Genomic DNA, 24,812 nt, shown 5'->3' on the forward strand with positions numbered 1-24,812 from the left:
ACCATGAAGGGCTAACAATCATTGGATTGCAAATGCTTTTAGCGCATGGCAATCGGCAGATAAATCCGATATTCGCTTGCGCCCAGCGTTGGTGTTGGACTTGGCGTATTTGTGACCGTTGGACTTGGCGTTACGGTCGCCGTCGCGGTGGCCGTGATTGTCACGGTTGCGGTGGCGGTTGGCGTATTCGTGGCCGTTGGACTTGGTGTATGCGTCGCGATTGCCGTCGCGGTTGGACTTGGTGTAACGGTGAGCGTGCTGGTTGCCGTCGCGGTGGCGGTTGCTGTCGTTGTTGGCGTGGCCGTCGCGCTTGGCGTTGGTGTTGATGTGCTGGTTGCCGTTGCGGTTGGGGTTAGCGTTACCAAATCGAAACGGGCTGATACGGTATGGGCACGATCGATCGTCAACACACAACTGGCAGTTCCGCTACAATCACCGCTCCAACCAACAAAGCTAGCATTCGCAAGCGGTGTGGCCGTCAAGGTCACCACGGTTCCCGCACTGAAGAATAGCAAACAAGCTGGAGTTTGGCGGGTACAATTAACCCCATTTGGCAGAATATTAACCGTGCCATCACCAGTGCCCGCAAAACTAATGCCCAACGGATAGGTCTTCAGGCTAAAGCTGGCGGTAACACTCTGTGCTTGGGTCATGGGCACAACACACAGGCTATTGCCACTACACGCGCCACTCCAACCACTAAACACTGAATTGCTCGCAGGCGTAGCGGTCAGGGTGATAACATTACTTTCGGCAAAATAGACGCTGCAAACATCACCACAATTGATACCTATTGGCTCGCTGCTAATTGTGCCGCTACCCGTGCCTGCACGATTGACGATTAATTGGTAGGCTTCGCGCACGCTGATCGTGGTTGTATCGGTGTAAACTCCACCGTTGCTTGCAGTTAATATCGCCGTAATCGTGTAGCTGCCACTCGCCTGCGGTTGCCAATTTGTGGCCCAGAGCGTATTGGTAATGCCAACGCCATAGTTGATCGTGCTCAGATTTTGACCATTAATCAACACTGCCACGCTTTGAATCCCAATCGGTGCAAACGCTCCCCCAGTAATGCTGATCGGCGCGGTTCCAGTGATGCTGCCGCTTGGACTGCTAATCAGAATCGCTGGGCTGGTGTTCGGCATTGGCAAATTAAAGGATGTGCTGGCTTGGTTGCCCGCCAAATCGCGAATAGTTGCACTGACGCTCCCTTGCTGATGGCCTACAACGCTGCATGTCACAATTAGCGAGCTAACTCCGCCCATTTCGTTGTAGCTCAACGTACTGTTGGCAGTTTGACATGGCGTGATCAAGGTCGCTGGATCAAGGAACAGATCGCTGGCGGTAATGGTGTAGACCGTTGAGGCCGCAAAGCCACCGCCTTGATGGGTTGCGCTAATCGAGACGTTAGGTGCAACGCTATCGAGCATACCACGCCAAACCGTCGCGATACTTTCGGTGTTGCTGAATGTATCAGTGCCGCGCAAACTCAGCTTATATAAGCCTTGCAAGCCATTAGGAATTTGATAATTCCAGTCGGCGCTAGCAGTATTTGTCTCGGTCAGGCTGGCATTCGTCCAGCTTGAAGCCAACAACCCAATATCGGTGGCCGAAAGCGCTCGATCATAGATACGCACTTGGTCGATCGCGCCTTTGAAATAGGTATCAGCCTTGCCAATCTCCAGCTTGGAAACGGGATAGGGCGTGCGTCCAGCGCTAGCAGTTGAGGTATAAACCGCCGTGCCATTGACATAGACGCGGTAGGCTTGACCATCAAAGGTAGTCGCGATGTGATTCCAGGCATTGGGCGTTAAGACTGAGCCAGTTTCCAATGATGTGAACACGCTGCCATCGCCAAACCCAGCATGAATCCGCGTTTTCTGGGTAATGTAGATGCTTGGCGGGCGGCGCTGATTGAGTGATCCTGGCTGATAGCCCATCACTGAATGATAGCCATTATCGGTTGCCGTTGAATAGATCCAAGCGGCTTGGGTAAAGTTTGCCAAGCTCAGATTATTAGTAATCGTGGCGCTCAGCCCATCATTAACTCCATCAAAACTCAGTGCCTCAGCATCAGTCCAGCCATTGGTTGCGGTTGGACAGCTGGTACATGTCGCGCCATGACCATTGCCGCTAGCATCGGCAAAGCTGGTTGCGCCACGCACTTCAGTAAAATCGTAGCTGATCAGCGGGCTAGCTGGGATCATCGTTTCGTCGGGAGCTAGCCAAACTTGGGCCTTGCTCACCCCTGCGACCTTACTTTGGGCTAAGGCATACACTTCAGCCGCTGATAAATCGCGTTCGTAGATCGTAACCTGATCAAGTTGGCCTGCCCAAAACTGGCTTGTGCCATTTGAACCGATGTGCAGCGGCAAGCCAGTGCTTGAGCCAAACGCTTGCTCGATCGTGCCAATTGCCACCCCATTCAAGTAGCCAGTCCAGCGATCGCCTGCTTGCACCAAGGCCACGTGCGACCATTGATTGGAGGCCAAGGTGAGTGGCAAACTGGTGGTTGCGCTGCCATTGTGTAATTGCATGCTGCGGTAATCGGCGCTCATCTGCCAGCGCCAATTACTATTGCTGCCAGCGCTTTGGGCCAAAATCGTTGGCGCATAGCCCAATGTGCCCGAAACCCAACTTGGTTTGACCCACGCACTGAAACTTGCCACGCTCAAATCAAGGGTCGTGGTGTTGGCAATCGTCAAGTTATCGTTGTTGCCATCGAAGTTGAGCGCTCGGCCAAATAGGCCACTTACACCACTTGGGCATGCATTTGCACTACACGTAGCCACTAGATTGGTATCCGAGTAATCGCTAAAGTTGGTTGCACCACTGGCTTCGGCAAAGTGGAAGGCCGCGACTTCGCCGCCCCAAGCTGGTTGCTCAACTAGCAAGCCATTCAGATTAGGAGTTGTGCTGATAATCCGTGATGTAAGCAGGCTTGGCTCAAGCTGCATACTGGGAGCACGTCCATCTAGCACGATGCTGCCAACGATTCCCGACCAATTGTTGCCAACCAAGTCGGTAGCGCTGAGGCTCAGGTTATAGCGACCAGCTGGGCGTTTGTTGGCAAAGCCATAACTGATGCTCCAGGTATTGCCGCTCACCGTGGCAGTTTGAGCCTGATCAAGCCCCGCCAAAGCTCCAGTGCTATCGAGCAAACTTAGTTGCACTGAGTTTGGATCGATGCCGCTGCCCGTATCATTGACGGTTCCGTTGAGCGCTACTGTCCAAGCAAGCTCATCGCTGTTGCTGGTGCTCAGTTGTTGCCAGGTTTCGCTATAGCTGCTGGCGGCAGTCGGGGCGGTTGTATCAATATTAATTGTATAGACTGATGAGATTGTTTGGTTGCCAACCGCATCGACAGCGCGGAATTGCAAACTATAGTTGCCAGCCCCGCCCAAACTCGTTGGATCAAAGTTGTAGCACCAAGCGGCATTGCTCGCGACGCTGAGCGATTCGGCACACAGGCCAGCACTCGACCAGGTGTAGCTGCTGGCATTAGGCTGTTTAACTCCAACATCCAGCAAGCGCACGCCCGAAGTCGCATCGATCGTCGATACCACCAAGGTTGTTGGTTGATTTGCCAGATAATCGGCAGCGCTAAGCAAGGCGATCGCTGGCGCATCAGTATCAATCTGGAGTTCAACGGTGCTCCGAGCGCTATACCAGCGTAAATCGCGCAAATAAATGCTATAGATCTCGCCAGTGGTCATTTGGCGGTCGTAAACCGCAAGCTGATCGAGTTGGCCACGGAAAAAGCCTTGCAATACGCCAATTGGACTAGCGCTGCCACCGATATAAGTTGGATCGTCGCTGTTGGCTTTGGCAACCGCAGAACCGTCGATCGTTTGTTGCAAGGTGCCGTTGACATAGAACAAGGCATCGTAGTTGCTATCAAAGACCAAGGCCACATGCTGCCAAACTTCGGCTCGCACGCTGGCAGTGCTGGCGTAGGTCTTGACCCCCAAGGTACGGAATTGCAATAGGTCGTCGTTCAGCTCAAGGCTAAACCCATTGTTGCTTGTGGCATCTGTGCCGCTGGCGATCAGCTGCTGGAAGCCTGCAACATCGTCAGGATTGATCCAGCCCATCAAGGTAAATGTGCTGGTGAGCGCTGAAACAGCAGTTGGACTTTGCACTTCAATCGCGCCTGAACCACCAAAGGTCATGTTTTGGCCGATTTTGCCATCGGTCAGGCTGGGAGCGCTGCTGCTGGTCGGCGTGGCGTAGCTATAATTCAGCACAATATGGTCAAATGGATATGAACCAACATTGACATCAGTGGTTGTCCCCGAATTCGCTGCATTCAGGCTAATCGCACCATAGCTCGAAGTTGTGCCATTGCTGGCAATTTCCTCAATGATTAGGCTATCGATGCCACAAATCGGCACGCTAACATTCAACTGCTGCAACGCGGTTGTGATTAGCGGCATACTCAAAATTAGCTGATCGGTACTCTCCAAACGAATATTAATCCCATCAGCGCCAAAATTGCCAAAATCGGCTGAATTCAGGGTGACAGTGTTGCAGACTGAGCCGCGTAACACGCCAGCATAGCTATTAGCTGAAGTGTCGATCACTGTGCTTGCACTGCTGGCATCGGCATCAAACGTAAAGGCCATCGCCGGAGCCGATTCGCTGTAGAGTTGTTTGATTTGGCTAGCCGAAAGCGTTACGGTATAGCCGCGCAGATCATCCATAGAGCCATGGAAGAAATCGCCATCGGCTCCAAGGTTGCCAAAGGTTCCAGCCCGATTTGCCCCAATCGATGGGAAACTACCGCTGTATGTGCCAGTGCTGCCAAGGCTGGTCGAGCCATACAAGGCTCCATTGACGTAAACCTTGGCAATTCGGCTGGTCATATCAACCGTAGCCGCAACATGCACCCACTCATTTTCAGGCAAGTCGATTGCAATTCGATAGGTTGTACTATTGATAGTCACCTTGAAACTATTGAAATCTAGCTCGATTCCGTTGGCTCCGATCGAGCCACGGAAATCAGCAATCGTGCCACGATCGGCTTTGACCCACGCGGCCACCGTGCGAATATTAACTTCGTTCCAAGCACAGGGCAAGCCCAAAACCCCAGAATAAGTACAGCTCAGCCAATCGCCGCTGCCATTGAAATAGGCGGCGCGGCCATCTACCCCAGGCAAACCAGCGGTTGGGCAGCCAATTGAGCTATAGCAGGTTGGCGATTTCATCTCGTTGTTTTGGCTATAGCCTGTGACTGTGCCATAGTTGCTAAAGTTGGTTTCGCCTGGAACTTCCTCAAACGGCAACAAGATTGGCAAGCTGGCAGCATTGCTATCAGTCACCGGATAATCAATCGCCGATTGTAAATCGATCGCCGCCTCAACTTCTTGGGTAAAGCTATGCCGGCTCGTGACGGCATTACTGCTGACGTTGGCGATGGCGCTGATGCTGCTAGCCGAAAGCGCATTTAATTGGAAGGTTGTAACAGCTTCGGTAATGTCGATGATTGGATAGGTGGTTTGCATCAGCAATTTAGCCCCAGCCAGATCGACCGCTGCTGGCACAATCACAATTTCATCGAGCAAGCCAGCATAGGCGTTGTAGCCAGTTTGGATCATACCGATGCGCAGATAGGGTGGTGCACTCAGGCTAGCAGTATTGCCTGTGCCACTAGCGACGAGCACGCCATCAACATACAAACGCATTGCGCCAGTTTGCTTGACGCGGGTCGCCACCACATGATGCCAAGTGCCATCGGCGACACTCCCGCCTTTGAGGGTTGTATCGCTGGCCGCAGGATTCCCAATCCCAAACAGCACTTTGCCGCCATCACCGAGGCTAATCCCAAAGTCATTGGCATTACCAGCAACTTCGCCATCGATTAAGCCATTGCCCTGCCACCAAGCGCTAGCGCTGCCCGTGGTTTGGCTCGATTGCATCCAAAAGGCAATTGTAAAATCATCGCCAACCGTATGATCAAGCAGCAAATAATCGTCACTGCCATCGAAATTGAGGGCTGCCCCAAATTTGCCAGCGCTGCTTGATGTGGGGCAATTGTAGAAAGCGGCACAAGCTGCGACCCGCCCATCATTAACCCGATTGATTTGCTCGACATTAAAGCTTGGTTGGTCAAAACTTAGGTTATAGCTGGTTGCCACCAGATCATCAAGCGCACCCTTGAGCGGCAACGTGCCACCAACGCGGCGACCAAATCGCGCATTACTATCGGTCGTGATCAATGGCCAGTAGGTGCTGGTGCCGCTGCTGGTTGCGGTGATAGTTGAGCCATTGTGGGTTGTGGCAATTGCGAAATTGCTGGTTGAGCCAGCCGCTGCCGCCAAGCTCCAGCTGATTGTCACGGAGACCCAACTGCCAAGCTTGCCGCTAAAACCACCAGCAGCAGTCGTCGAGAATGGGCCAAACGCCACGCTGCTCGAAGTACGGTTGATCAGGCCGAGCGTAACCAAGCCCGCTGAGTCGATATAGGCGCGTAAACAGTAGCCTGCTCCGGCTGAGCTAGAACAAGCATTATCAAGCAAATAATAGTAGGAGCCGCTGGCTGGCAGGGCACTCAATTTCAGTTTGAAGCTAAATGAGCCACTTGTCCCAGCCGCGCTACTTGCTGTTGCGGGCAGTGGTAAATAATCGTCGCTGCCATCAAAAAGCAGGCCTTCGTGGGTCGCACCTGCGGTCAAACTTGGGCAGGTTGCGGTTGAGGCACAGCTGACGATGCTGCCACCACTGGCGGTGTTGGCGAAACTGGTGCGCAGGCTGTTGGTATTATGTTCGTCAAAGCCAAACGCAAATACGGTCTCAGCATTATTGTTGACGATGCTGATGTCGTTGAGATTGCCATGCAGCGGACTAGCGCCGTCGATGCTATTGCCCAACGTGCCAGCACCAACCACCAAACGCAAGCGCACATTGTTGTTCAAGCCACTATCAAGCGAGCCATTCTGATAAACCCGCAATTGCTTATCATTCACATTAATTGTGATGGTGATCCAGGTGTTGGTGGCCATGGTGATAACGCCAGTCAAACTTGGGCTAACATCATTTAATGCCACAACCAACTTGCCGCTGCTATTGACCGAAACGTTCAAGCCATAGGCCTGAGTTGATTCGGTTGCGATCAAGCTCATGGTTTTGTCAGCACTAGGCAGGGCGTTCAATTTGACTTTGAACGAGAAGGTTGAGGCTTGAAAGGCATTTTCATAGGCCAGCGTGCCAATCGCCAGCTGATCATCCACGCCATCGAAGGCCACTGAGCGATCAGTACTGCTCACCAAGTCGCTAGCGGGGCAACTTGCGCCAACACAGGTCGCAGCTTCGCTCTCACCCGAAGCTGGGCTAAAACCGCTCTTTCGATCACTTTCTTCAAAGCGTAAGGCAATCTTTGGTTGGGTGACGACTGGATCGCTAGCGCTGGTCGTGCCAAGCAAATTGCCATGGATACCTTGGGTGGCCAGGGTATTGGTGACGCTGGTTGAATAGCTCAAGGCCGCGCCTGGCTGCACAACCAGATCATTGGGATTGTAGCGGCCATCTTTGAGCGCTACAACTTCACTGGCCGAAAGTGCGCGTTCAAACAGGCTTACTTCGTCGATTGAACCTTGAAAATAGTTGTCGATGCGACCAACCCGCAAGGTATCAATTGGATAGGGCACTTTGCCAGCGGCAGCCGCCGAATTGGCTTGCTCAACCCCGTTGATATACAAACGCATGGTCGTGCCATCGAACGTTGTGGCGATGTGGCTCCAGGTGTTGCTGCTCAGCACCACTCCGCTGGTTGATAAACTGTTCCAATTCGTGCCATCGCCGAAGCCAACTTGCACCCGTCCAGCCTGAAACATGTAGATGCTGGGTGCTCGTTGCGCCAAAATCCCGCCATCATAGCCCACAATTCCATGGAAATTGCTATCAGTGCTGGTTGGATAGACCCAAACTGCTTGGGTATAGGCTGTTGGCGCAAGGCTCAGGCTGGCTTGTAGATAATCGTTTAGGCCATCGAAGCTGGCCGCATTGCCATACCGCCCAGTTTGCGCCGCGATTGGGCAAGTTGTCGTGCTGGCGCAACTAAAATTGTTGGAGCTAGCGCTATTGGCAAATACGCTTGCATCGGCACTTTCCTCAAAGCGTAGCAATACTGCGGCGGCATCGCGCTCGCTCACGTCCATGTCGGCAAATTGCACCAAGTTATCAATCAACGAGGCATCAGTGGCGACCCACGGGTTGAATCCATAGACGAATTCTTGCAAATCGTTCAAGCCGTCGTCGTCAATGTCGCCAACATTGGGGTTTGACCAAACGCGGGTATAGCTGCGATTGCCCGCATCATCGTTGTAGCTAATCAACCAACCAGTTGTGCTTTCAGTGCCATCATCAAGCCCATCGCCATCGCTATCGTTGAGCAACGGATTGGTGCCAAGGCTCAATTCGCGGGCATCATCAAGCCCATCGCCATCAGTATCGATTGCTTCAGGATCAGTGCCCTGGGCCAATTCGTAGGTATCGAGCAACAAATCCGCATCAGCATCGCGGGTCAAATCATCGGGGTCAACTCCACCCGCATCAACACTGAACAGCCCATCGCCATCGTGATCACGCTGGCTGGGGAAACTCAACTGGCCGCGATCATTCCACTCCATTGCATAGAATTCGCTCAGCGTGGACGGGAGTATATCCAGCGTTTCGCTTGCACCAATATTCAATTCGCTGGAGCCGCCATAGGTTTCGGTGCTACAACTAAAGGCATCAAGCCAGCAACCAGTGTAGGGCAGTTGATAGGCTTCATTCAAATAGAGTAAGCCATCAAGCGAGCGATTAATCCCCGTGCCAACTCGATCCAAATCCAAGGCATCGACCGAAACGATCGTTCTGCTCAAGCGAATTTTGTGCCCGCCAATCGCATCCCAATCGCCGCGCATATCGCCTTTGCTAATTTGATCGTGATAATCAACTGGTTCATCGTCGAGGGTATACAGGAACGAGGCTTTATTGGCATCGGACGCTGAATATTGCGTGCCATACAACAACGTATTGGTCACGCGCATCGTGTAGGTGATGCTGTTGGAGACCACAAAGCCATCTTCAGGCTCGGCCAAACTGCGATCTACAATATCGATCGCCAAGCGATCGGAGGAATCCATATTTTTAATTACAATATCAACATCGTAGAGCAGCTTGGCAAGCGCTTCAGTCATGCGATCTTGCACCGTGCGCACGCCAAAAATTGCTAAAATCCCATCGACAAAATAGAGCATCAGGAAGAGGAACGAAAAGATTTGGCCGATACCAGGTACATATTCCAAGGCAAACATCACCACCGTGATGATCGTACTGGCCAAGGTGTAGGCTACATAGACGGTGAGCGCAATGCTGCCGCCCTCACCAGTCGTAATCATCTTCCAAAGCACACTACCCGATGTCGAGAGGAAGATGATCCAAGGTACAACTGTACCAAGCACCAAGCCTAATTTACCTACCGCCTTAAAATTAGCCATGGTGGTCGATTTAAGAATTGCCGTTACGCCCATGCCACTCTGGTAGAGCGTATAAAATTTATGCATCATATTGGCGATATACAAGCCAACCCCAACAATCGTGGCCGCATTCAGGATATAAATGCCCGCTTGGAAGGTTGTATCATCGCCAGTCAGGTAGCCAACTGCAAACAAGGTTGCGCCAACTGCCAAGCCAATTGTGGTTATGCCGATTAGGCCATGCAAGGCCATGCTCTTTTTGTTTTGCAGCAAGCGCTCAAAGGAAAAGGTATATTGAGTAAAACTCTTTTTGTAGGCATGGTTGATCACGCTCCAGAAGCTATAGCCGCTGTAGCCCATGGCTTTGTATTTAGCAAATTTGCTCACCGATTCGATGATTGTGTTGAGGTAGGCCGAACCAATAAAGGTAAAGCCTTTGGGAGTCGATGAGGGCCAAGCTGGGGTATAGGCGCTTTCAGGAACCTCAGTGCTTTGCGTCCAAAGCAGATCACCATCGCTTTCGATGCTCTCCGAGAGGCCTTGCAACAAAGCGGCATAATAACTTTGGCCCCAAATTTGCTTGCCGCTGATTTCATCGAGGCTTGTGCTTGAGCCATCGCCTTGAAAAAATTCATCGCTGGTCAACAGGGTGTTCAGCAGCAGCAAATATTGCTCAGGATCGTAATTGCCCCAAACGCCATCAGTATATTGATACGGTGCCCAGCTCATGCTAGCTGCGGTCACCAACGGCACTGTATCAGCGTCAAAATCAAGCGCAATTGCGGCGCTAGTGATGGTGTTGTCATCAACATTGACCGAGCGGCTGCGATGTTCGCTGGCAAATAACAACGTTGGATTGGTTTGGTTGGCATAGGGTGTGAACACACTATCAAGCAATTCGGCAGTACGGGTGATCGTCAAATCTTCAACATAATCGTCGTTATGGTCATAACTAAAGCTTTGAACTGCTAAGCTATGATTGGCCGCGCCGCCTGCCCAGCCATCAATGCTACTCGCCAAATTGCTGATTGTCACATCGCGGCTGCCGTTGCTGCTGCATGTGCCACTGCCATTGATGCTTGAGCAATCGCGACCGCGCAAAAAGCTGTTGCTCATGTTCCAGCTGGCAACCCACAAATCGCTATCCAGCGCGAGATTGGTATCCTCAGTCGGATTTTCATAGACAATCGCTGTATCGGTGCCATGCTCCTCGGTCACGGTCAGGCCAGCCAATTTCCACTCATCGTAATAGGTTTGGATGATTGCGTAGCTGTCTTCGCAGGTGCTGAGGTCGGTGTCGTCTGTGCAGCTATCGGTCAACATTTCGACCAACCAAACCAGCCGAACTTCATGGGCTGCGCCCCACGTTGCCAGACCGTTGCTGCCTTGGCTCGGTTGATAGAACATCCGCGCCGCAAAGCCAACCACTCCACCATCGCTTTCATCGGAAACATAACTGACTGGGAGATAGGCCAAAAGGTCGCCATCGCCGCTGTTTGAATCGTAAACACTCAGATCATAACGATCAATGGCGCTACTATCGAGCCAGTTATCAACCGCCATCTCCAAACTACGATCAATCCCGCTGTAGCTGGCATTGATTGGCAAATTGGCGTAGTGGCCACTGGTGTAGGGCATGCGAATTTGCAGCATTGGCACAAGCCGAACATCGCCATTGGCAGCGTTAGTATCGCTGCTGCGCAAGGTCAGATTTTCGGTGTTAGCAAAGTTGGTTTCCAGGTGGCGCTGAATTTGGCCTGCACTGTCACCAGTTGGCCAATCGAGCACCGTGCCAAAATAATCAAGATGGTCAGCATTGGTTGGGGTAATTTGAAAATCAACATAGACCGGTTTGTTAGTTTCAAGTTGATTAATACTTAGTTCAAGTGGCGTATCGCCATTGAAAGTTTGGGCAATCACACCATTGGGCGAATTATCAACCGCATCGTTGACCCCATCATTATCATTATCAAGGTCAAACACGTCGGGTGTGCCATCAGCATCAGTATCGGGGCAGGCTGCGCTTGGATCATAATCGCTGGAAATTTCAACCCATACTTGACACTCCATGCCATCGGTCAAGCCATCGCTGTTGCTATCAGTGGCGTAGGGATCGAGATACCATTGCGTGCCACCAAAGCTAAATCCCGCCACTTCCAATTGATCATCAAGCAAATCGCCATCGCTATCGGCTTCGTCGGGCAAAGTGCCAAGTTGATTAACTTCGATGCCATCGCTCAGCCCATCGCCATCACTATCAGTCGAGTCGGCGACCCCAATACAATCGTTGCTACTTGAGCTAGCACTTGGACAAGCACCCCAAATTGCTTCATCGTAGTCGGTTAAGCCATCGCCATCAGTATCGGTCGTATCACTTGAAGCCAGCATGCTTGGCAACGCCAATTCTGGCCGTGCTTGCAATAACGCCGTTAAATCGGCATCGGGCAGCGCAACGTTGGGGGTCGTGCTACGCGGATTTTGATGGGGGTTCCAATTGCTGGTTTGTTGGGCAGCGACGGCCTCGCTCAAAGCCTCATGCTGCGCACGTTGTTGGTCGTATTCAGCCTGCTCAGTTTGTTGCTCGGCAGCAAAGGCCGCCGTGAGATCAGCACGAAATAAAGGCATTGTCAGCAGTGAAATAATCACCAAGCCCACGGTGAAGGCATGAATTTTGCGGTTGTGCAAGCGCCGCATCCACCAGCCAATCAGCGCCAGCACCAGCCCAATACTCACGATTTGCAACACCAACAAGCGCAAAGCTGGCAATTGTTCAGTTAATCGAAAGCTCAGCCAATTGATTGGGTTGGCGCTAAAAGGCGTGGTCGCCAAGGCTAAACGGCTTTGATCGAACCCGCTGTAATCGCCAACAATCATGGCTGTCGAGCGACCTTGGCCTTGTTGCGCCGGAAATTCGAGGGTTAATGCGATGCGGCGGGGCAGGCCTGTTTGGTCGATCCAAATTTCGCCGTGGCCCTGCATATCGCGGTAGGCTCGCCCAGCATCGAGTACCACATGGGCTGGAATATTGCGGCTTGCGCGAATTTGGGCTTCGAGCATTGGCCCAAGTTTTTCAGCCAACGCTGTTCCATCAAGCTTAAAGCCATAATGCTCGTAGGTTAGGGTTAAATCGAGCGCTGCTCCAGCGGCTGTATCAAACGAGCGAGTTGCTTGGTCAAGCAATTGCACATCGTCAGCCCCGATCAAAAAGCTCAGCAAATTGCCGCTAGGCGCAATGCCGTTGAGATCTTGCAGATCGCCTGCTTGCCATGGCCCTAGCCCTTGGCGTTGCTCAACCTTACCATCCAGTAGGCGCAACGAATGGGCTTTGGCTGGATTACGATCGGCACTATTCCAAAGCTGCATTTCAAGATAATTCGTGGTTGCATCAACTTGGCCTTCGAGCGCCAAGCGATCGATTTGTGGTTCGCGGCCAGCACTCGTGATCGCGGCAACTGGATAGGTTGTTTGCTCGATAGTCGCTTGGTAGCGATAGCTGCCACTGGCTCCGGCCAACTCCCATGCACGTTCGATCGCCGTTTGCGGCATTGCAGCCTGATCAAGCCAACCAAGCAAAAACGGACTGATCAGCAGTGCCAACAGAGCTAGCCAAGTTGCTCGGACAATCAACGAGCGCGATGATCGAATATGCATGGAACCTCCAGAGCCGTGATAGAGACGCAACACAACCAACCGCCACCATAGCTGAATATGGCAGAACTAGCCCAATTTGAGCAGCATGATCGTGTAAGAGTGATAATGTTTGGCGAGTATACAGCTTCACTGATTAATTTTTGAGTGCAAAATGTCATTATTTGGCGAAACTAGGGGGATGACATTTGTCATTGTTTGGGGCATGCGGATGGTGACATTTGGCACTGCTAGGGCACAAACGACCATGCTATAATGCCCTGAGGGTTGTCAGATTTTTTGCAACGCTTGGTACGACCGCACCCCCTAGCCCCCTCCTTTCAAAGGTAGGTTTTAATAATGGTTGGGTAGGATCTAGAGTCGATGTTCATGCCCTCACCCCCTAGCCCCTCTCCCGCCGAGCGAGGCGAGGAGGAACCATCCCAGCATGATACCCCTCTCTCGCCGCAGTGGGAGAGGGGTTGGGGGTGAGGGAACGGTTGCCATACCAAATCACTTGAAATCAATTCGTGACGAGAAGTGGATAACCCACCAGCACTGCAAGGAACGCCTATGTTATTCCAAGATTCAGCTAAGCTTCGACAATCAGCAGAAACTCAAGCAATACCCATCCCTAACCACACCCATGAAGCTGAGCAATTCAGCGGTGGCCTATCGATCAAACGCATCCTACAAATCGTGGCCTTGCTCTGGATTAGCTATTTTTTAATTTTAACGGGCCTTGATTGGGTTTCGTTGATGTCGCGACCTGATACCAGCCCCTTGCCATGGTTCTACTACGCGATTCATATCACCTTGGCGGGAGTTGTGTTTGGTTTAGCAACTTGGGATGCGGCTCAACAGCGTTTGGGGCGGGTATTTATGCCCTTGATCATTGGGCTGATTTCGGTTGTGCCCATTCTGCTGACCCCATTAATTACCAGCGGGCCAGGCCCAATTACCACTGAGCCAGGTTTAGTCGTGATGCGTTTGTGCCCGATGCTGTGTGTGGCAGTGGTGATTGTGGCGTGGCAATATACTTGGCGACAGGTGGTTTGGTTTTGTTTGGTAACTGGGGCATTAATTTTGCTGCCAATTTTGCTCCGTGCCCCACGTTTTAGTTCAGCGGTTGCGATCACAATTGTCCAAACCAGCACGTTTTTGGTGTTTGGCTATGCGCTATCAGCCTTAGTGCAACGTCTGCGGCTGCAAAATGCGGCCTTGATTCAAGCCCATGAGCAGTTGCGTGATTATGCTGGTACTCAAGAGCGGTTGGCAATTAGCCGTGAGCGCAACCGCGTAGCTCGCGAATTGCACGACACCCTGGCCCATGCCCTGAGCGGCTTGATCGTGCAACTTGAGGCTGCCAAACTCTACCGTGAAATTGAGCCGACCACCAGCCATAAGCTGCAAGATTCGGCGCTCGATGCCGCCCGCCATGGCTTGCAAGAAACCCGTTTAGCGCTCAAAGCCCTCCGTGCCCGCCCGTTGGATGATTTAGGCCTAGCCCTAGCATTACGTCAACTTGCTGAGCAACTGGCAAGTACCGCGCAGCTTACGCTTGATCTATCGATTTCGCCGAAACTGCCACCCCTAGCCCTAGAAGTTGAAACCTGTGTTTATCGGGTTGCCCAAGAAGCACTGCGCAACGCGATTCGCCATGCCAATGCCAACCGTTTAGATGTCAGCTTAACCTGTATTGATACCGAATTATGTCTAGTTGTCCGTGATGATGGCTGTGGCTTTGAATTCCAATCATTCTCTACAGCAGACCATTTTGGCTTAGCAGGAATGCATGAGCGAGCTGCTGAGTTGGGCGGCCAGCTGAGCATCAACAGCCAGCTTGGGCTGGGCACTTGGGTCGAATTACGCTTTACAACAAAGGGTTGAGCAATGATCAAACTATTAATTTGCGATGATCAGGCGGTTGTGCGCGATGGCTTGTCGATCATGTTGAATCTCGCGCCTGATCTTGAGGTGATTGCCGTCGCCAGCAATGGCCGCGAGGCGGTGCAGCTTAGCGCAACGTGGCAGCCAGATCTGATTTTGATGGATCTTAAAATGCCGATTATGAATGGAATCGAGGCCACGCGCCAAATTAGCGCAGCCCAACCACTGGTTAAAATCTTAGTATTAACGACCTACGACGATGATGAATGGTTGTTTGAGGCAATTCGGGCGGGAGCAGCAGGCTATTTGCTCAAGGATATGGCGCATAGCGATTTGGTTAGTGCGATTCGCGGCACAGTTTCGGGCAAAGCCTATGTTGATCCCAATGTGACGGCCCGCCTGCTCAGTCAAGTTGCCACCTCGCGCAATCAACCACCAGCCAGCCAATTAACTGGCCGCTTGACCGAGCGTGAGCTGGCAGTGCTCAATTTAATTGCCACAGGCCACACCAACGCCAGTATCGCCGAACAACTCCGACTTTCTGAGGGCACGGTGCGTAACCACGTCAGCACCATTTTATCCAAGCTCGATGTCGCTGACCGAACGCAGGCCGCTCTGTTGGCAGTGGAACATGGCTTGCATCAGCGCGACCATTATTAAAAATCCCTACAATGCTCCTTATTCAACAGCCCGCCCCACGATCCATTATCCAAACGCTAACTCCAACTCATATTTGATATACAAATGTGGGTAAATCTGGGGCTAGCGTTTTGATTTAACGCCCCAATTCGTCGTCAATTTCTCACACCCTCCTCGCTATAGAAGTAGTCAAGCTCCAGCCATCAAATCATTACTACCCAGCAAAAAAGGGATAACAAAAATATCCCTTTTTTAGGATATTTCCACGCCTGAGCTTTTTGTATAGTCAATTCATCGAGATTGAACTGCAATCAAATGACAATACATCCCGGGGTATTTCACAGGCTTGCAAGCGCGATCTCGGTCAATTGAAACGGTATTCGGCAAATCGTTTACTTGGCTGATTGAAATAGTTTGATTGATTAAAAACAGAAAAATCCTATCAAGAGAATACAATCATCAAGTAGCAGTCAACATCAAAGGAGTTTCAGGCTATGGTATTGCGTAAATGGATTTCGTTGCTGCTCATTGTGGTAGCCTTGACCGGTGGAGTAAGCTCAATTAACCTCAATCATCGCGAAACCCCAACCGATTGTGACCCAACCGGCTGTGGTGGTGGCTAAAATTCAAACGCCCCTCGCCCAATCAAAGGGCGAGGGGCGTAGATCGAATCTAGGCCTCTGATCGATTAATCGCCTCTTCGACGAAACTGATAATTTGCTCAACTGGAATATTAAAAACCCCGGCTTTGCCTTGCACGAAGGCCTCACGCCATGATTCATAGCCCTCAAGGTAGCTTGGGTTATCCACATTGGTATCGACTAGCTCGGTTAAACTTTGCTCAAGGCTAGCCGCGACGACTGGAAAATGACCAAGCTGGGTGAGTGGCTCCTCACCATGCGGATTTTTGACCTGCACTCCAGCAATGCTGATGTGGAAGATCGCGCCCAAGCCGGAGTGATACTCGATTTTGTTGATCAAAATTGCCGATTCTGGCTCGTTGGGGCGGGTATGGTAGCGCCAAACTTGGCCTTCACTAAAATAGTAGGCGTTTGCGGCTTCGCTCATAATCAAGTTCCTCTCCAAAAAATAATTTCAGCTAATATACCAAATAATTGACTCGTTAGCAGCATGCGCTTGTTGCGCCATTATGCGAATACTATCAAGACAACTCAGCACTACATTGTAAACACCTTGTTTTTCCTCAACCGTCATATCGGTAAATTCAGCAAAATCAGCATCAAAGGCTTGTTTAAGCTGCTCATAGGGAACGTGTTGCAGCAAATCCAGCAGTGGCGCAAGCTCATGATGGAAAATAAGGTAGATATAACTGTAACAAGGCCATAAATCACCAATATGAACTGGATAGTCCTCGTGAATTGGCCACCAATCAACAACTTGATCGCGAATAAGCTGAACCATCAAGTCTTCCAGTAACGACCAATAGCTTTTCTCGATTGTGAATTTGTAATAAGCCTGCTCAGGACTAAGTTTATCCAATGGCACCATTGTATATTGTTGCAAGTGGCTACGTCGATCAAGCACCTGATACAGTTGAGGAGAAATCTCTGCGTATGATAAACTACTATGCTCGATGGCAATTTGCTCTAGCTCAGCAAGTTGTTCGGCGGTTATGCGAACGAACGATTGACGAACACCCATACCTTAGTTCCTCTAACTACAACGTTTCAGCCTAAATCATACGAACAACCTACCAGGTATACCACACCAACCAATCTTGATCGCGAGCGGCTTGCTCAAACAATAAGATCAATTTCTCTACCATCCTCGATTCCCAACAAAAAAATGGCATAAGCAACGCATCATTCCGTTCGCGATTCATAAGGCGTTGCATAAAAAAATAGCGTTTAAACAATCTGGGTGGTAGCTGCTTGAGGGCATGCAAATACAATGGAACTTCAACCGCCTGCAGACGATACACCGTACTGTAAACAAAATGTAAATCGCCAATGCAGGCAGTCTGATGATCATCTTCAGCAAAGATCTTAATCGGCCAATCGGGTAGTTTTTGTTCAGCAACCAAGGTTTCCATGCACGTTTCGACAGGTTCCCAAAGATGTATCGTTGCACTCAACGCATAATAAGCCTGTTGTGGGTCGATATCCGTGGTAGCAATATAGCCTAAATCGGGGCCTTTACGTTGCTCCAGTACCGCAGAAACTTGTTTATATACTTCATTAATATCAGGGTACGTGGGATAATCGATTGGTTCAGCGGCTGCATAATAAGCTTCAAACGGCGCAGAGGTTGTTAATTGCGTGTGATCAGTGGGGTCATAATAGGCCTCAAACGGTAAAAAATACGATAAGAGCGGATTATCAGTCAGTTCTCCACTTGACATCCCAAGCATCACACTCTGATCAGGTAAGCTCGCTGGCGCAAGGTAGTCATCAAGCCATGGATTTCCAGTCAATTCGGGGGTATCAGAAACGTGCTCAACGCGAAAATCATCAGCCTGTTCATAGATTTCAGCCGCGCAAATTGAGGCACTGGCCTGATTCTCCTCGTGCAAGCGTGCGGCACACGCTTCAAGCTCTAGCAGTTGTTGGTTGGTAATTCGCGTAATTGTTATATCAAAGCCCATTGCTATCACCTTTGGCTTTTAGAACAAATGTTCTATTTTGTGTACGCGAATTATAGCATAACCGCTATGAATGTGCACAGGTTTTGGTATGCGCAACCACCAGAAGACGATCTTAATACCGAGGATTAAAAAAATCCGCCAGATCGAGCACTATCGATCTGGCGGATTGGCATGCACTTAATCTAGCAGTAAAGGTTGTTGCCTGGGCTTACGCCAAGAATGTTGGTAATTGTTTGATACGAACTGACACGGCTTTGAACTTGGCCCGGATTGCCACCGTTGCACTCCAACGAGCCGTTGATGCTGCGGATGGTTTCGCCGAAGCCATTGCCATTGACCATGGCATCGTGCGGAGTCATCAAGCCTGGGCCGCGTTGGGTCATCCAATACCACAAGGCGGTTTTCCAAGCCACGGCGGGGTCACGCGAGACCAGATCAGGATCGTTCAGCAAATTCAGGCCCAATGCTTGGCCGGCCAATCCATAATTGTAGTTCCAGCTCAATTGAATTGGGCCACGGCCAAAGTAGCGTTTGCCAGGGGCACACGGCCATTGAGCGCTATTTTGGCAGTATTCACCTTGAGCAATTTCAGTCACATGGACAAAGTTGCCAGTTTCGTGGGCGAAGTTGGCCAAAGCAGCGGCAGCTTCGCGCTTGCGAGTTTCGGTCGAGCCAGTGCCGGCAAAAGCTGGGTAGAAGGCTGCGGCCTGTACCAGACCTTCATAGGTGTAGAAGGGATTGCGATTGGGGAACATTTGATCGAATTGGGCTTTACTAACGATCGAACTAAAGCCCGTCGTTGGTGGTGGGTTGGTTCCGCCACAGGTGGTTGGCTCCCAGAACCACGTGCTGATGGTTGGGTCGTAGCCTGGGTTATCGTGCTCGGCTACATAAAAACTGCCGTTGTAGCGCACAATATTGCCCGTGTAATATTGACGGCCAGCCACCCAATCGCTGTAGTTACAGGTGCTTGGTGGTGGCGTTGGAGTTGGTGGTGGAGGATTGGTTCCGCCACAGGTGGTTGGCTCCCAGAACCACGTGCTGATGGTTGGGTCGTAGCCTGGATTATCGTGCTCGGCCACATAAAAACTACCGTTGTAGCGCACAATGTTGCCCGTGTAATATTGACGGCCAGCCACCCAATCGGTATAGCTACAACTGCCGCCGCCACCTCCACCACCGCCGCAACTTGTCGGCTCCCAATACCATGTACTAACGGTTGGATCATAACCGGGATTATCGTGCTCAGCCACATAATAATTGCCATTGTAGCGCACGATATTGCCCGTGTAATACTGCTTACCTGCAACCCAATCGGTAAAATTGCAACTCTGAGCAAGGCTCGCCTGTGAATTAGCAAATGATTGACGCGCCATCCCAGCCTGTGGATTGACCATGCTGCCCCAAAATGCACTAATCAAGAGTGGTGCTAACAACAACTTGCTTAGCCTTGATGGGTTCAGGTGTGGAAATTTCATGGGGTCTCCTTAATCTACGCTTCAATTGCCTAGCAACGTTGCTAGGATTGAATTGATTCGTATGTTCCACCTTTGTTATTCCAGTGGAATTATGAAGAACTTAACATGGCAAACAAGGCTTGTCAAGGGTTTTTCTTAACAAAAAGTTTAAATTAGTATAAATATGATTAAAAATAACTAGGAAGCTCTGCTTGATTAGGATTAAGCTATGGCAGACCTTAGGGCTTGATTGGAGGGGAATCGAGATGAAGGCTTTAACCACGAAGAACGCGAAGAAGCGCAAAGATCAATAGCTTCGTGTTCTTCGTGCTCTTCGTGGAGCATCAATCGCGATATCTTCGAGGAGTAGCTTGCGACCTAATTGGATAAATCGATTGTTGTGCTATAGGTTTGCTGTTTGCTACAAGCGTCATCGAGAAAATAGGTTATATCAAGCTTGACCGTTTGGGTTGGGGAGACCATGCGATAGGCTGGTAGCATTTTGATTTCCCCTGTGCGATCAAGCAAATGTTTGCGCTCGCCAATATGCTGGTAGAGCGGTAAACCAATCGCCAATGGATGTTCGTGATTAATTTTATTGCAGCCAACTTCATCGCACATTCCAGCAACAAAATTGAATTTATCATCAAGATAATGCGGCTGCATAATAAAATCTTCAAGCGGCAGCCAGCCATCAGCAGTCTGAATCGACAAGACTGGATCAGTTAAGCATGTTAGCTCATAGCCAGGCACAACAATCGCAATGTAATTAGGAAATACTGTTACATGCTCGCCTGTCTCAGTGATAATTGGCTGCGGCTGGCTATTTTTTGAGTTTACACTACATCCGACTGTTAGTATCAGTAGAAGCATCCATCCAAATCGGCGCATAGCTCGCTCCTCAACTGCTGATTAGCTTTTGGTGCTAACGCGGAGGTGCATGGGTTTGTTCCAATAAGTTTTTGGTTGATCCAAACCAGTAAACCAGCGAATTGAGTTTTAACGCAGATGTGGAGAGCCATGAAACGACGAGGAATGCAATTTAACCACGAAGAGCACGAAGATCGCTCAGGATCAATACCTTCGTGCTCTTCGTGGTTAAATTAATCACGATAGCTTCGTGACCTTCGCGCTCTTCGTGGTTAATAAAATATCAACCCTGACCTCTGGCTCCTGACTGCTGACCCCTCGGAGTTTAGCGCACGGTTAATTCGTGGATCGACCACCAACTGCCGCCGCCAGTGCTGGTGAGCCATACCCGCAGATAACGGCTATTTTGAGCAGCGAAGTTGACGGTTACTGCTTGGGTTGTACCAGTGGCAGTAGCTACGGTTGCCCAGCTATTGCCATCGTTGGAAACTTGCACTTGGAAGTTGCGTGGATAATCGCCGTAGGATGGGCCTGCATCAAGCGTGATTTGGCTGAAACTTTGGTTATTGCCAAAATCGACCCGATACCACTGGCCTGCTGCTTGGGGCAAGCCTGCGCTCCAACGAGTAGTGCCGTTAGTATCAATCGCGTTGGTCGTGCTGCCGCCTGCTTCGGTCGATGAAGCGCTGGTTGCCAACGCATTGCCATAAACCTCGACTTCCCAGAGCGAGTAGCCCCACTCGGTGGCGCGAGTTGTGGCGTAGACGCGCAGATAGCGCCCAATGCCGGAAACTGCTAAATCATCGGTTGCGCCATCGCTATTGGTTGTACTATAGATCGAGCGCCAGGTATTGCCATCGTTGGAAACTTGCACTTGATAGGCGCGGCCAAAGGCGGCTTCCCATTTTAAAACCACTTGTTTGATCGCATACACCGCGCCTAAATCAACCTGTAGCCATTGTGGATCGCTCCATGTGCTCGACCAACGGGTGGAGCTGTTGCCATCGAACGCGAGATTTGCGCCATAGCTGCTATTTTCGGTTGATGAAGCAGTAGCGGCTTTGTTCAGGGCTAAATTGCCAGTTGGCGTGCTGGGTGTGCCAAGCTGATCGGCAATGGTTTTGAGCAAGGAATCGCTGCTGGTAACAGCCGTATCTTGGCTCAATTCCCAAATCATAATCCCACCGCCGCCCTTGCTTTTCATCAAATCGATTTTGGCGCGCATGGTTGGGCGGCCCGTGTAGTATTGGGTTGCGCCGCCATACCAGCAGCTATCGCTATCGGCTGAGCAACCACCAGCGCGTAAGGTGTTGTAGCCATACCAGCCTGGGCGAGCATAAAACGGCACGCCCAAGATTAATTTAGCCTTATTGCTAGTTTTGGTGCCCCAATAATCGAGCGATTGCTGAGCTAAACTATAGGGCGAATGACCAGCGCCGCCATCACCATCGTAGGCCATGAGCGTGATGTAATCCATAATTTCGATGGCATTGCTAGTTACGCCTGAGCCGCCAGCATTGGTTGCAGCGACTGCCGCAGTTAATAATTTGCCCGAGCCGATGCGATTGCGGATCGCCGACATCGTTTCAAAGTAAAAATCGCCAGCCTCAGGATATTCCCAATCAATATCAACCCCATCGAGATTATATTGGTTGACGAAATTATTGAGGTTATTGGCAAAATTCGTGCGATAGCTGGCGTTGGCGGCGATACTTTCGAAGGCACTATCATCGCCGTCGTTCCAGCCACCAACTGAAATTAGCACTTTTTTGTTTTTGCTATGAGCGACCGATACCAACTCTTGCAATTTGCTGGAGTTTTCGATTGGCTTGAGGCTGCCATCGTTGTTGGGCAACAGAAAAGCATAGTTAATGTGGGTCAGTTTATCAATTTGAGTGCCGTTGACACTGCCTTGCCACGATGGCAAATAGCCCACAATTTTATAGGCGATTTGGGCTTGGGCTGATTTGGGTTGATCAAATCCAGCACCAAAACTCCCAGCCAGCATGATCAGAGCCAACAGCAAATAAACCTTCATGCTCAAGGCGCGTTGACGATTCATTATCAGCTACTCCTTTAATTAATAGGTGGGGAAGCGCCACCAATCGGCTCATTGGTGGCGCTTGCGAGGAGGCTACTGCTATGGAGCAGTCGCAACGAAGGTGAAGGCTTCCCATGCGCCGCCGATCGCATCGCGATTGGCAATCAACATAGGCGAGCCACTATTCAGATCAGTGGTGACATATTTATTGTTAGCGATTGCTTGGAGGCCAAAGGTTCCGTTGCCAAGATCAACGCGGCGGAATTTTTCCCAGCCCAATACCCCGCGTGATTGGGCGATCAAGCGCCCACCGTTGTTCAAATCGGCGGCCACATATTTGTTGTTGGCCAGCGACATAAACGAAACCGTCCCATCGGGATTCGTGATCATGCGGAATTTTTCCCAGCCTTGGATGCTTGGGCGATTGGCAACCAAGGGATTGTTGCCATAGTTATCGGCGCTAACATAGCTATTATTGGCTCCAGCTTGTAGCGCAACCCACGAACCTTCCGGCGCATAAGCTCGCACCGTATTTTGAAACTGGGTGTTTGGTTGGAAATAATTGGTGCTGAAGCGTGACCATTTATCGGCGATCGTGGCAGCACTATCATTTAATAGATCTGGTACGGCTTGGGTATTGTTTTGATAGAAGCCCCAGTTGCCGCCGCCATTGACCTTGTATGTCCAGTTGGTCCATGAAACATTCAAGGCATTCAAGCCAGACATAAATTTTTCATACAGATCGTAGTGAGTTGAGAACCAATATTCGCCAGCAAAGCCAGGCACATTCCAATCCTTGGTGAAGGTGGCGTATTTATCCAAGGCACTTTGAATGAAATTATTGGTTACATTCCAATCAGTGACCGTATCAAAGTTGTAGTGGTGTAATTGATACATCACATTCGTCCAGCCATAGGTTGCAGGCGATAACGCTTGGTACCAATCATAGAAAGCTGCCATCACAATCATATGATCGGGGTCTTTGGCGCGAACAGCATCATACAAACGATCAAAGAAATCAAATTTTTGGCGCACCTGTTGCTCGTTTTCGGCTGCGCCGTTGCTCAGCAATGGCTCGTTGAGCAAATCGTAGGCGGCCACAGTTGGGTTACCACGATAGCGTGTCGCCAAGCGTTCCCAAATTTGCACCGTCCAATTTTGGTAGGTTGGGTTAGTCCAGAGTTGGTTGGTGCCAGTTTGACCACATGAATGCCATGGACAAGCAGCACCAGGAGCGCCATGCAAATCGAGCATCACATATAAATTGCGCTTGCTACTTTCACTAATCAGCCAATCGAGCTTGCGGAACGATTCAGTATCCGATTTCATCGTGCCATTAGTGTTCATCAGCACCAGCCAATGAATCGGCACGCGCACCATGTTTAAGCCCATAGCTTTAATCGTATCGAGGTCGCTGGCTTGAATCCAAGTATCTTGGTAGCCGTTGATCAAGCTATCGGTAGTGCTTGTGCCAAAGCGGTTGGTCAAGGCTTGGCGCAAATTAAATTCATCAGCAATTTGAGCATTGAATTCGTGAATTGACCACCAACTGCCGCTTGAGCCAGTTTGCAATACGCGAATCAGGCGGGTTACTTGAGTGTTATTGAATTGGACGGTTACCACTTGGCTTGTACCGCTGCCACTGCCAACTGTGAGCCAAGCATTATTAACAAAAGCCTGAACTTGATATTGGCGCGGATAATCGCCCGTTGAGGAGCCAGCGTCGATCGTCACCCGTTCGACGGCTTGGTTGCCGCCAAGATCGACTTGGAACCATTGACCATTAGCTTGGGGAGCGTTGCTCGTCCAGCGCGTGGCCGGATTGCCATCGATTGCGGCAGCAGCTCCACCAGCTGATCCGCTGGCAGTCCAGCTGGTGCGCGGTAAAGCGGGATATCCCAAGGGCGACATCCAGCCTTCTTGCAACAACCAACCGCCGAGGTTGGTGCCTTTGAGCGTGACGATTGCCCCATTACCAGAATTATTGCGCACTGTCGCGCCGTTGGCCTTGAGAAAATCGCTAGCCCCAAACGCAGCTTGGGCTTTGGGCGTTGCTGAATGTTGGGCAAAAATACTACAAATAAGACCAAGAACAATAATCAGCCTACTCAACTTTTTCATGCTGTTCCTCCTTGAACGATGATCTGCCTGTCGTACAACACTGCTTGGACAAGTCGGGCGCTCAATTGTTGGAATAACTCGGTATCGTTTCCGGAAACGAT

General features: G+C 50.6%; 11 protein-coding genes. 3 read left to right on the top strand and 8 right to left on the bottom strand.

Features of this window, described 5'->3' with window-relative positions:
• Window positions 1-38: 38 nt before the first annotated feature.
• Window positions 39-13,112 carry a LamG-like jellyroll fold domain-containing protein gene (locus tag DEF47_RS21665; protein WP_012189712.1) on the bottom strand — a complete coding sequence of 4,358 codons (13,074 nt, stop codon included), beginning with the start codon at window positions 13,110-13,112 and terminating at the stop codon, window positions 39-41.
• Window positions 13,113-13,661: 549 nt separating this feature from the next.
• Here DEF47_RS21665 and DEF47_RS21670 point away from each other — a divergent pair.
• From DEF47_RS21670 to DEF47_RS21680, 3 genes are all read left to right on the top strand, one after another.
• Window positions 13,662-14,978 (top strand): sensor histidine kinase, encoded by a 1,317-nt coding sequence (locus DEF47_RS21670; protein ID WP_012189713.1) that lies wholly within the window; start codon window positions 13,662-13,664, stop codon window positions 14,976-14,978.
• Between the two features lie 3 nt (window positions 14,979-14,981).
• A complete protein-coding gene (locus tag DEF47_RS21675; protein WP_012189714.1) occupies window positions 14,982-15,638 on the top strand; it encodes a response regulator in 657 nt (218 codons plus the stop codon).
• A 473-nt stretch (window positions 15,639-16,111) separates the two neighbouring features.
• A complete protein-coding gene (locus tag DEF47_RS21680; RefSeq protein WP_287045342.1) occupies window positions 16,112-16,240 on the top strand; it encodes a hypothetical protein in 129 nt (42 codons plus the stop codon).
• 49 nt (window positions 16,241-16,289) lie between these two features.
• Here the strand turns inward: DEF47_RS21680 and DEF47_RS21685 are convergent, their stop codons facing one another.
• The 7 genes from DEF47_RS21685 to DEF47_RS21715 all read right to left on the bottom strand — a co-directional run bounded on the left by DEF47_RS21685 (window position 16,290) and on the right by DEF47_RS21715 (window position 24,711).
• A complete protein-coding gene (locus DEF47_RS21685; RefSeq protein ID WP_012189715.1) occupies window positions 16,290-16,685 on the bottom strand; it encodes a hypothetical protein in 396 nt (131 codons plus the stop codon).
• Window positions 16,686-16,712: 27 nt separating this feature from the next.
• Window positions 16,713-17,279, bottom strand: a complete 567-nt coding sequence (locus tag DEF47_RS21690; RefSeq protein ID WP_012189716.1) for a hypothetical protein — start codon at window positions 17,277-17,279, stop codon at window positions 16,713-16,715.
• A 49-nt stretch (window positions 17,280-17,328) separates the two neighbouring features.
• Window positions 17,329-18,222, bottom strand: a complete 894-nt coding sequence (locus tag DEF47_RS21695; RefSeq protein ID WP_012189717.1) for a hypothetical protein — start codon at window positions 18,220-18,222, stop codon at window positions 17,329-17,331.
• Window positions 18,223-18,404: 182 nt separating this feature from the next.
• A complete protein-coding gene (locus DEF47_RS21700) occupies window positions 18,405-19,268 on the bottom strand; it encodes a glycoside hydrolase family 19 protein (protein WP_502697258.1) in 864 nt (287 codons plus the stop codon).
• Window positions 19,269-20,057: 789 nt separating this feature from the next.
• Window positions 20,058-20,570, bottom strand: coding sequence for a hypothetical protein (locus tag DEF47_RS21705; protein WP_012189719.1), 513 nt, complete (start codon window positions 20,568-20,570; stop codon window positions 20,058-20,060).
• Window positions 20,571-20,874: 304 nt separating this feature from the next.
• A complete protein-coding gene (locus DEF47_RS21710) occupies window positions 20,875-22,611 on the bottom strand; it encodes a discoidin domain-containing protein (protein ID WP_012189720.1) in 1,737 nt (578 codons plus the stop codon).
• A gap of 78 nt (window positions 22,612-22,689) precedes the next feature.
• Window positions 22,690-24,711, bottom strand: a complete 2,022-nt coding sequence (locus DEF47_RS21715; protein WP_012189721.1) for a cellulase family glycosylhydrolase — start codon at window positions 24,709-24,711, stop codon at window positions 22,690-22,692.
• Window positions 24,712-24,812 lie beyond the last annotated feature (101 nt).

This window comes from Herpetosiphon sp. (genome assembly GCF_003512625.1).
GTDB lineage: Bacteria > Chloroflexota > Chloroflexia > Chloroflexales > Herpetosiphonaceae > Herpetosiphon > Herpetosiphon aurantiacus.

What these genes read in the sequence shown, in the direction of transcription:
- DEF47_RS21665 (WP_012189712.1), bottom strand. Translation starts at nt 13,112, where the DNA reads ATGCATATTCGATCATCGCGCTCGTTGATTGTCCGAGCAACTTGGCTA.
- DEF47_RS21710 (WP_012189720.1), bottom strand. Translation starts at nt 22,611, where the DNA reads ATGAATCGTCAACGCGCCTTGAGCATGAAGGTTTATTTGCTGTTGGCT.
- DEF47_RS21685 (WP_012189715.1), bottom strand. Translation starts at nt 16,685, where the DNA reads ATGAGCGAAGCCGCAAACGCCTACTATTTTAGTGAAGGCCAAGTTTGG.
- DEF47_RS21695 (WP_012189717.1), bottom strand. Translation starts at nt 18,222, where the DNA reads ATGGGCTTTGATATAACAATTACGCGAATTACCAACCAACAACTGCTA.
- DEF47_RS21680 (WP_287045342.1), top strand. Translation starts at nt 16,112, where the DNA reads ATGGTATTGCGTAAATGGATTTCGTTGCTGCTCATTGTGGTAGCCTTG.
- DEF47_RS21715 (WP_012189721.1), bottom strand. Translation starts at nt 24,711, where the DNA reads ATGAAAAAGTTGAGTAGGCTGATTATTGTTCTTGGTCTTATTTGTAGT.
- DEF47_RS21675 (WP_012189714.1), top strand. Translation starts at nt 14,982, where the DNA reads ATGATCAAACTATTAATTTGCGATGATCAGGCGGTTGTGCGCGATGGC.
- DEF47_RS21690 (WP_012189716.1), bottom strand. Translation starts at nt 17,279, where the DNA reads ATGGGTGTTCGTCAATCGTTCGTTCGCATAACCGCCGAACAACTTGCT.
- DEF47_RS21670 (WP_012189713.1), top strand. Translation starts at nt 13,662, where the DNA reads ATGTTATTCCAAGATTCAGCTAAGCTTCGACAATCAGCAGAAACTCAA.
- DEF47_RS21705 (WP_012189719.1), bottom strand. Translation starts at nt 20,570, where the DNA reads ATGCGCCGATTTGGATGGATGCTTCTACTGATACTAACAGTCGGATGT.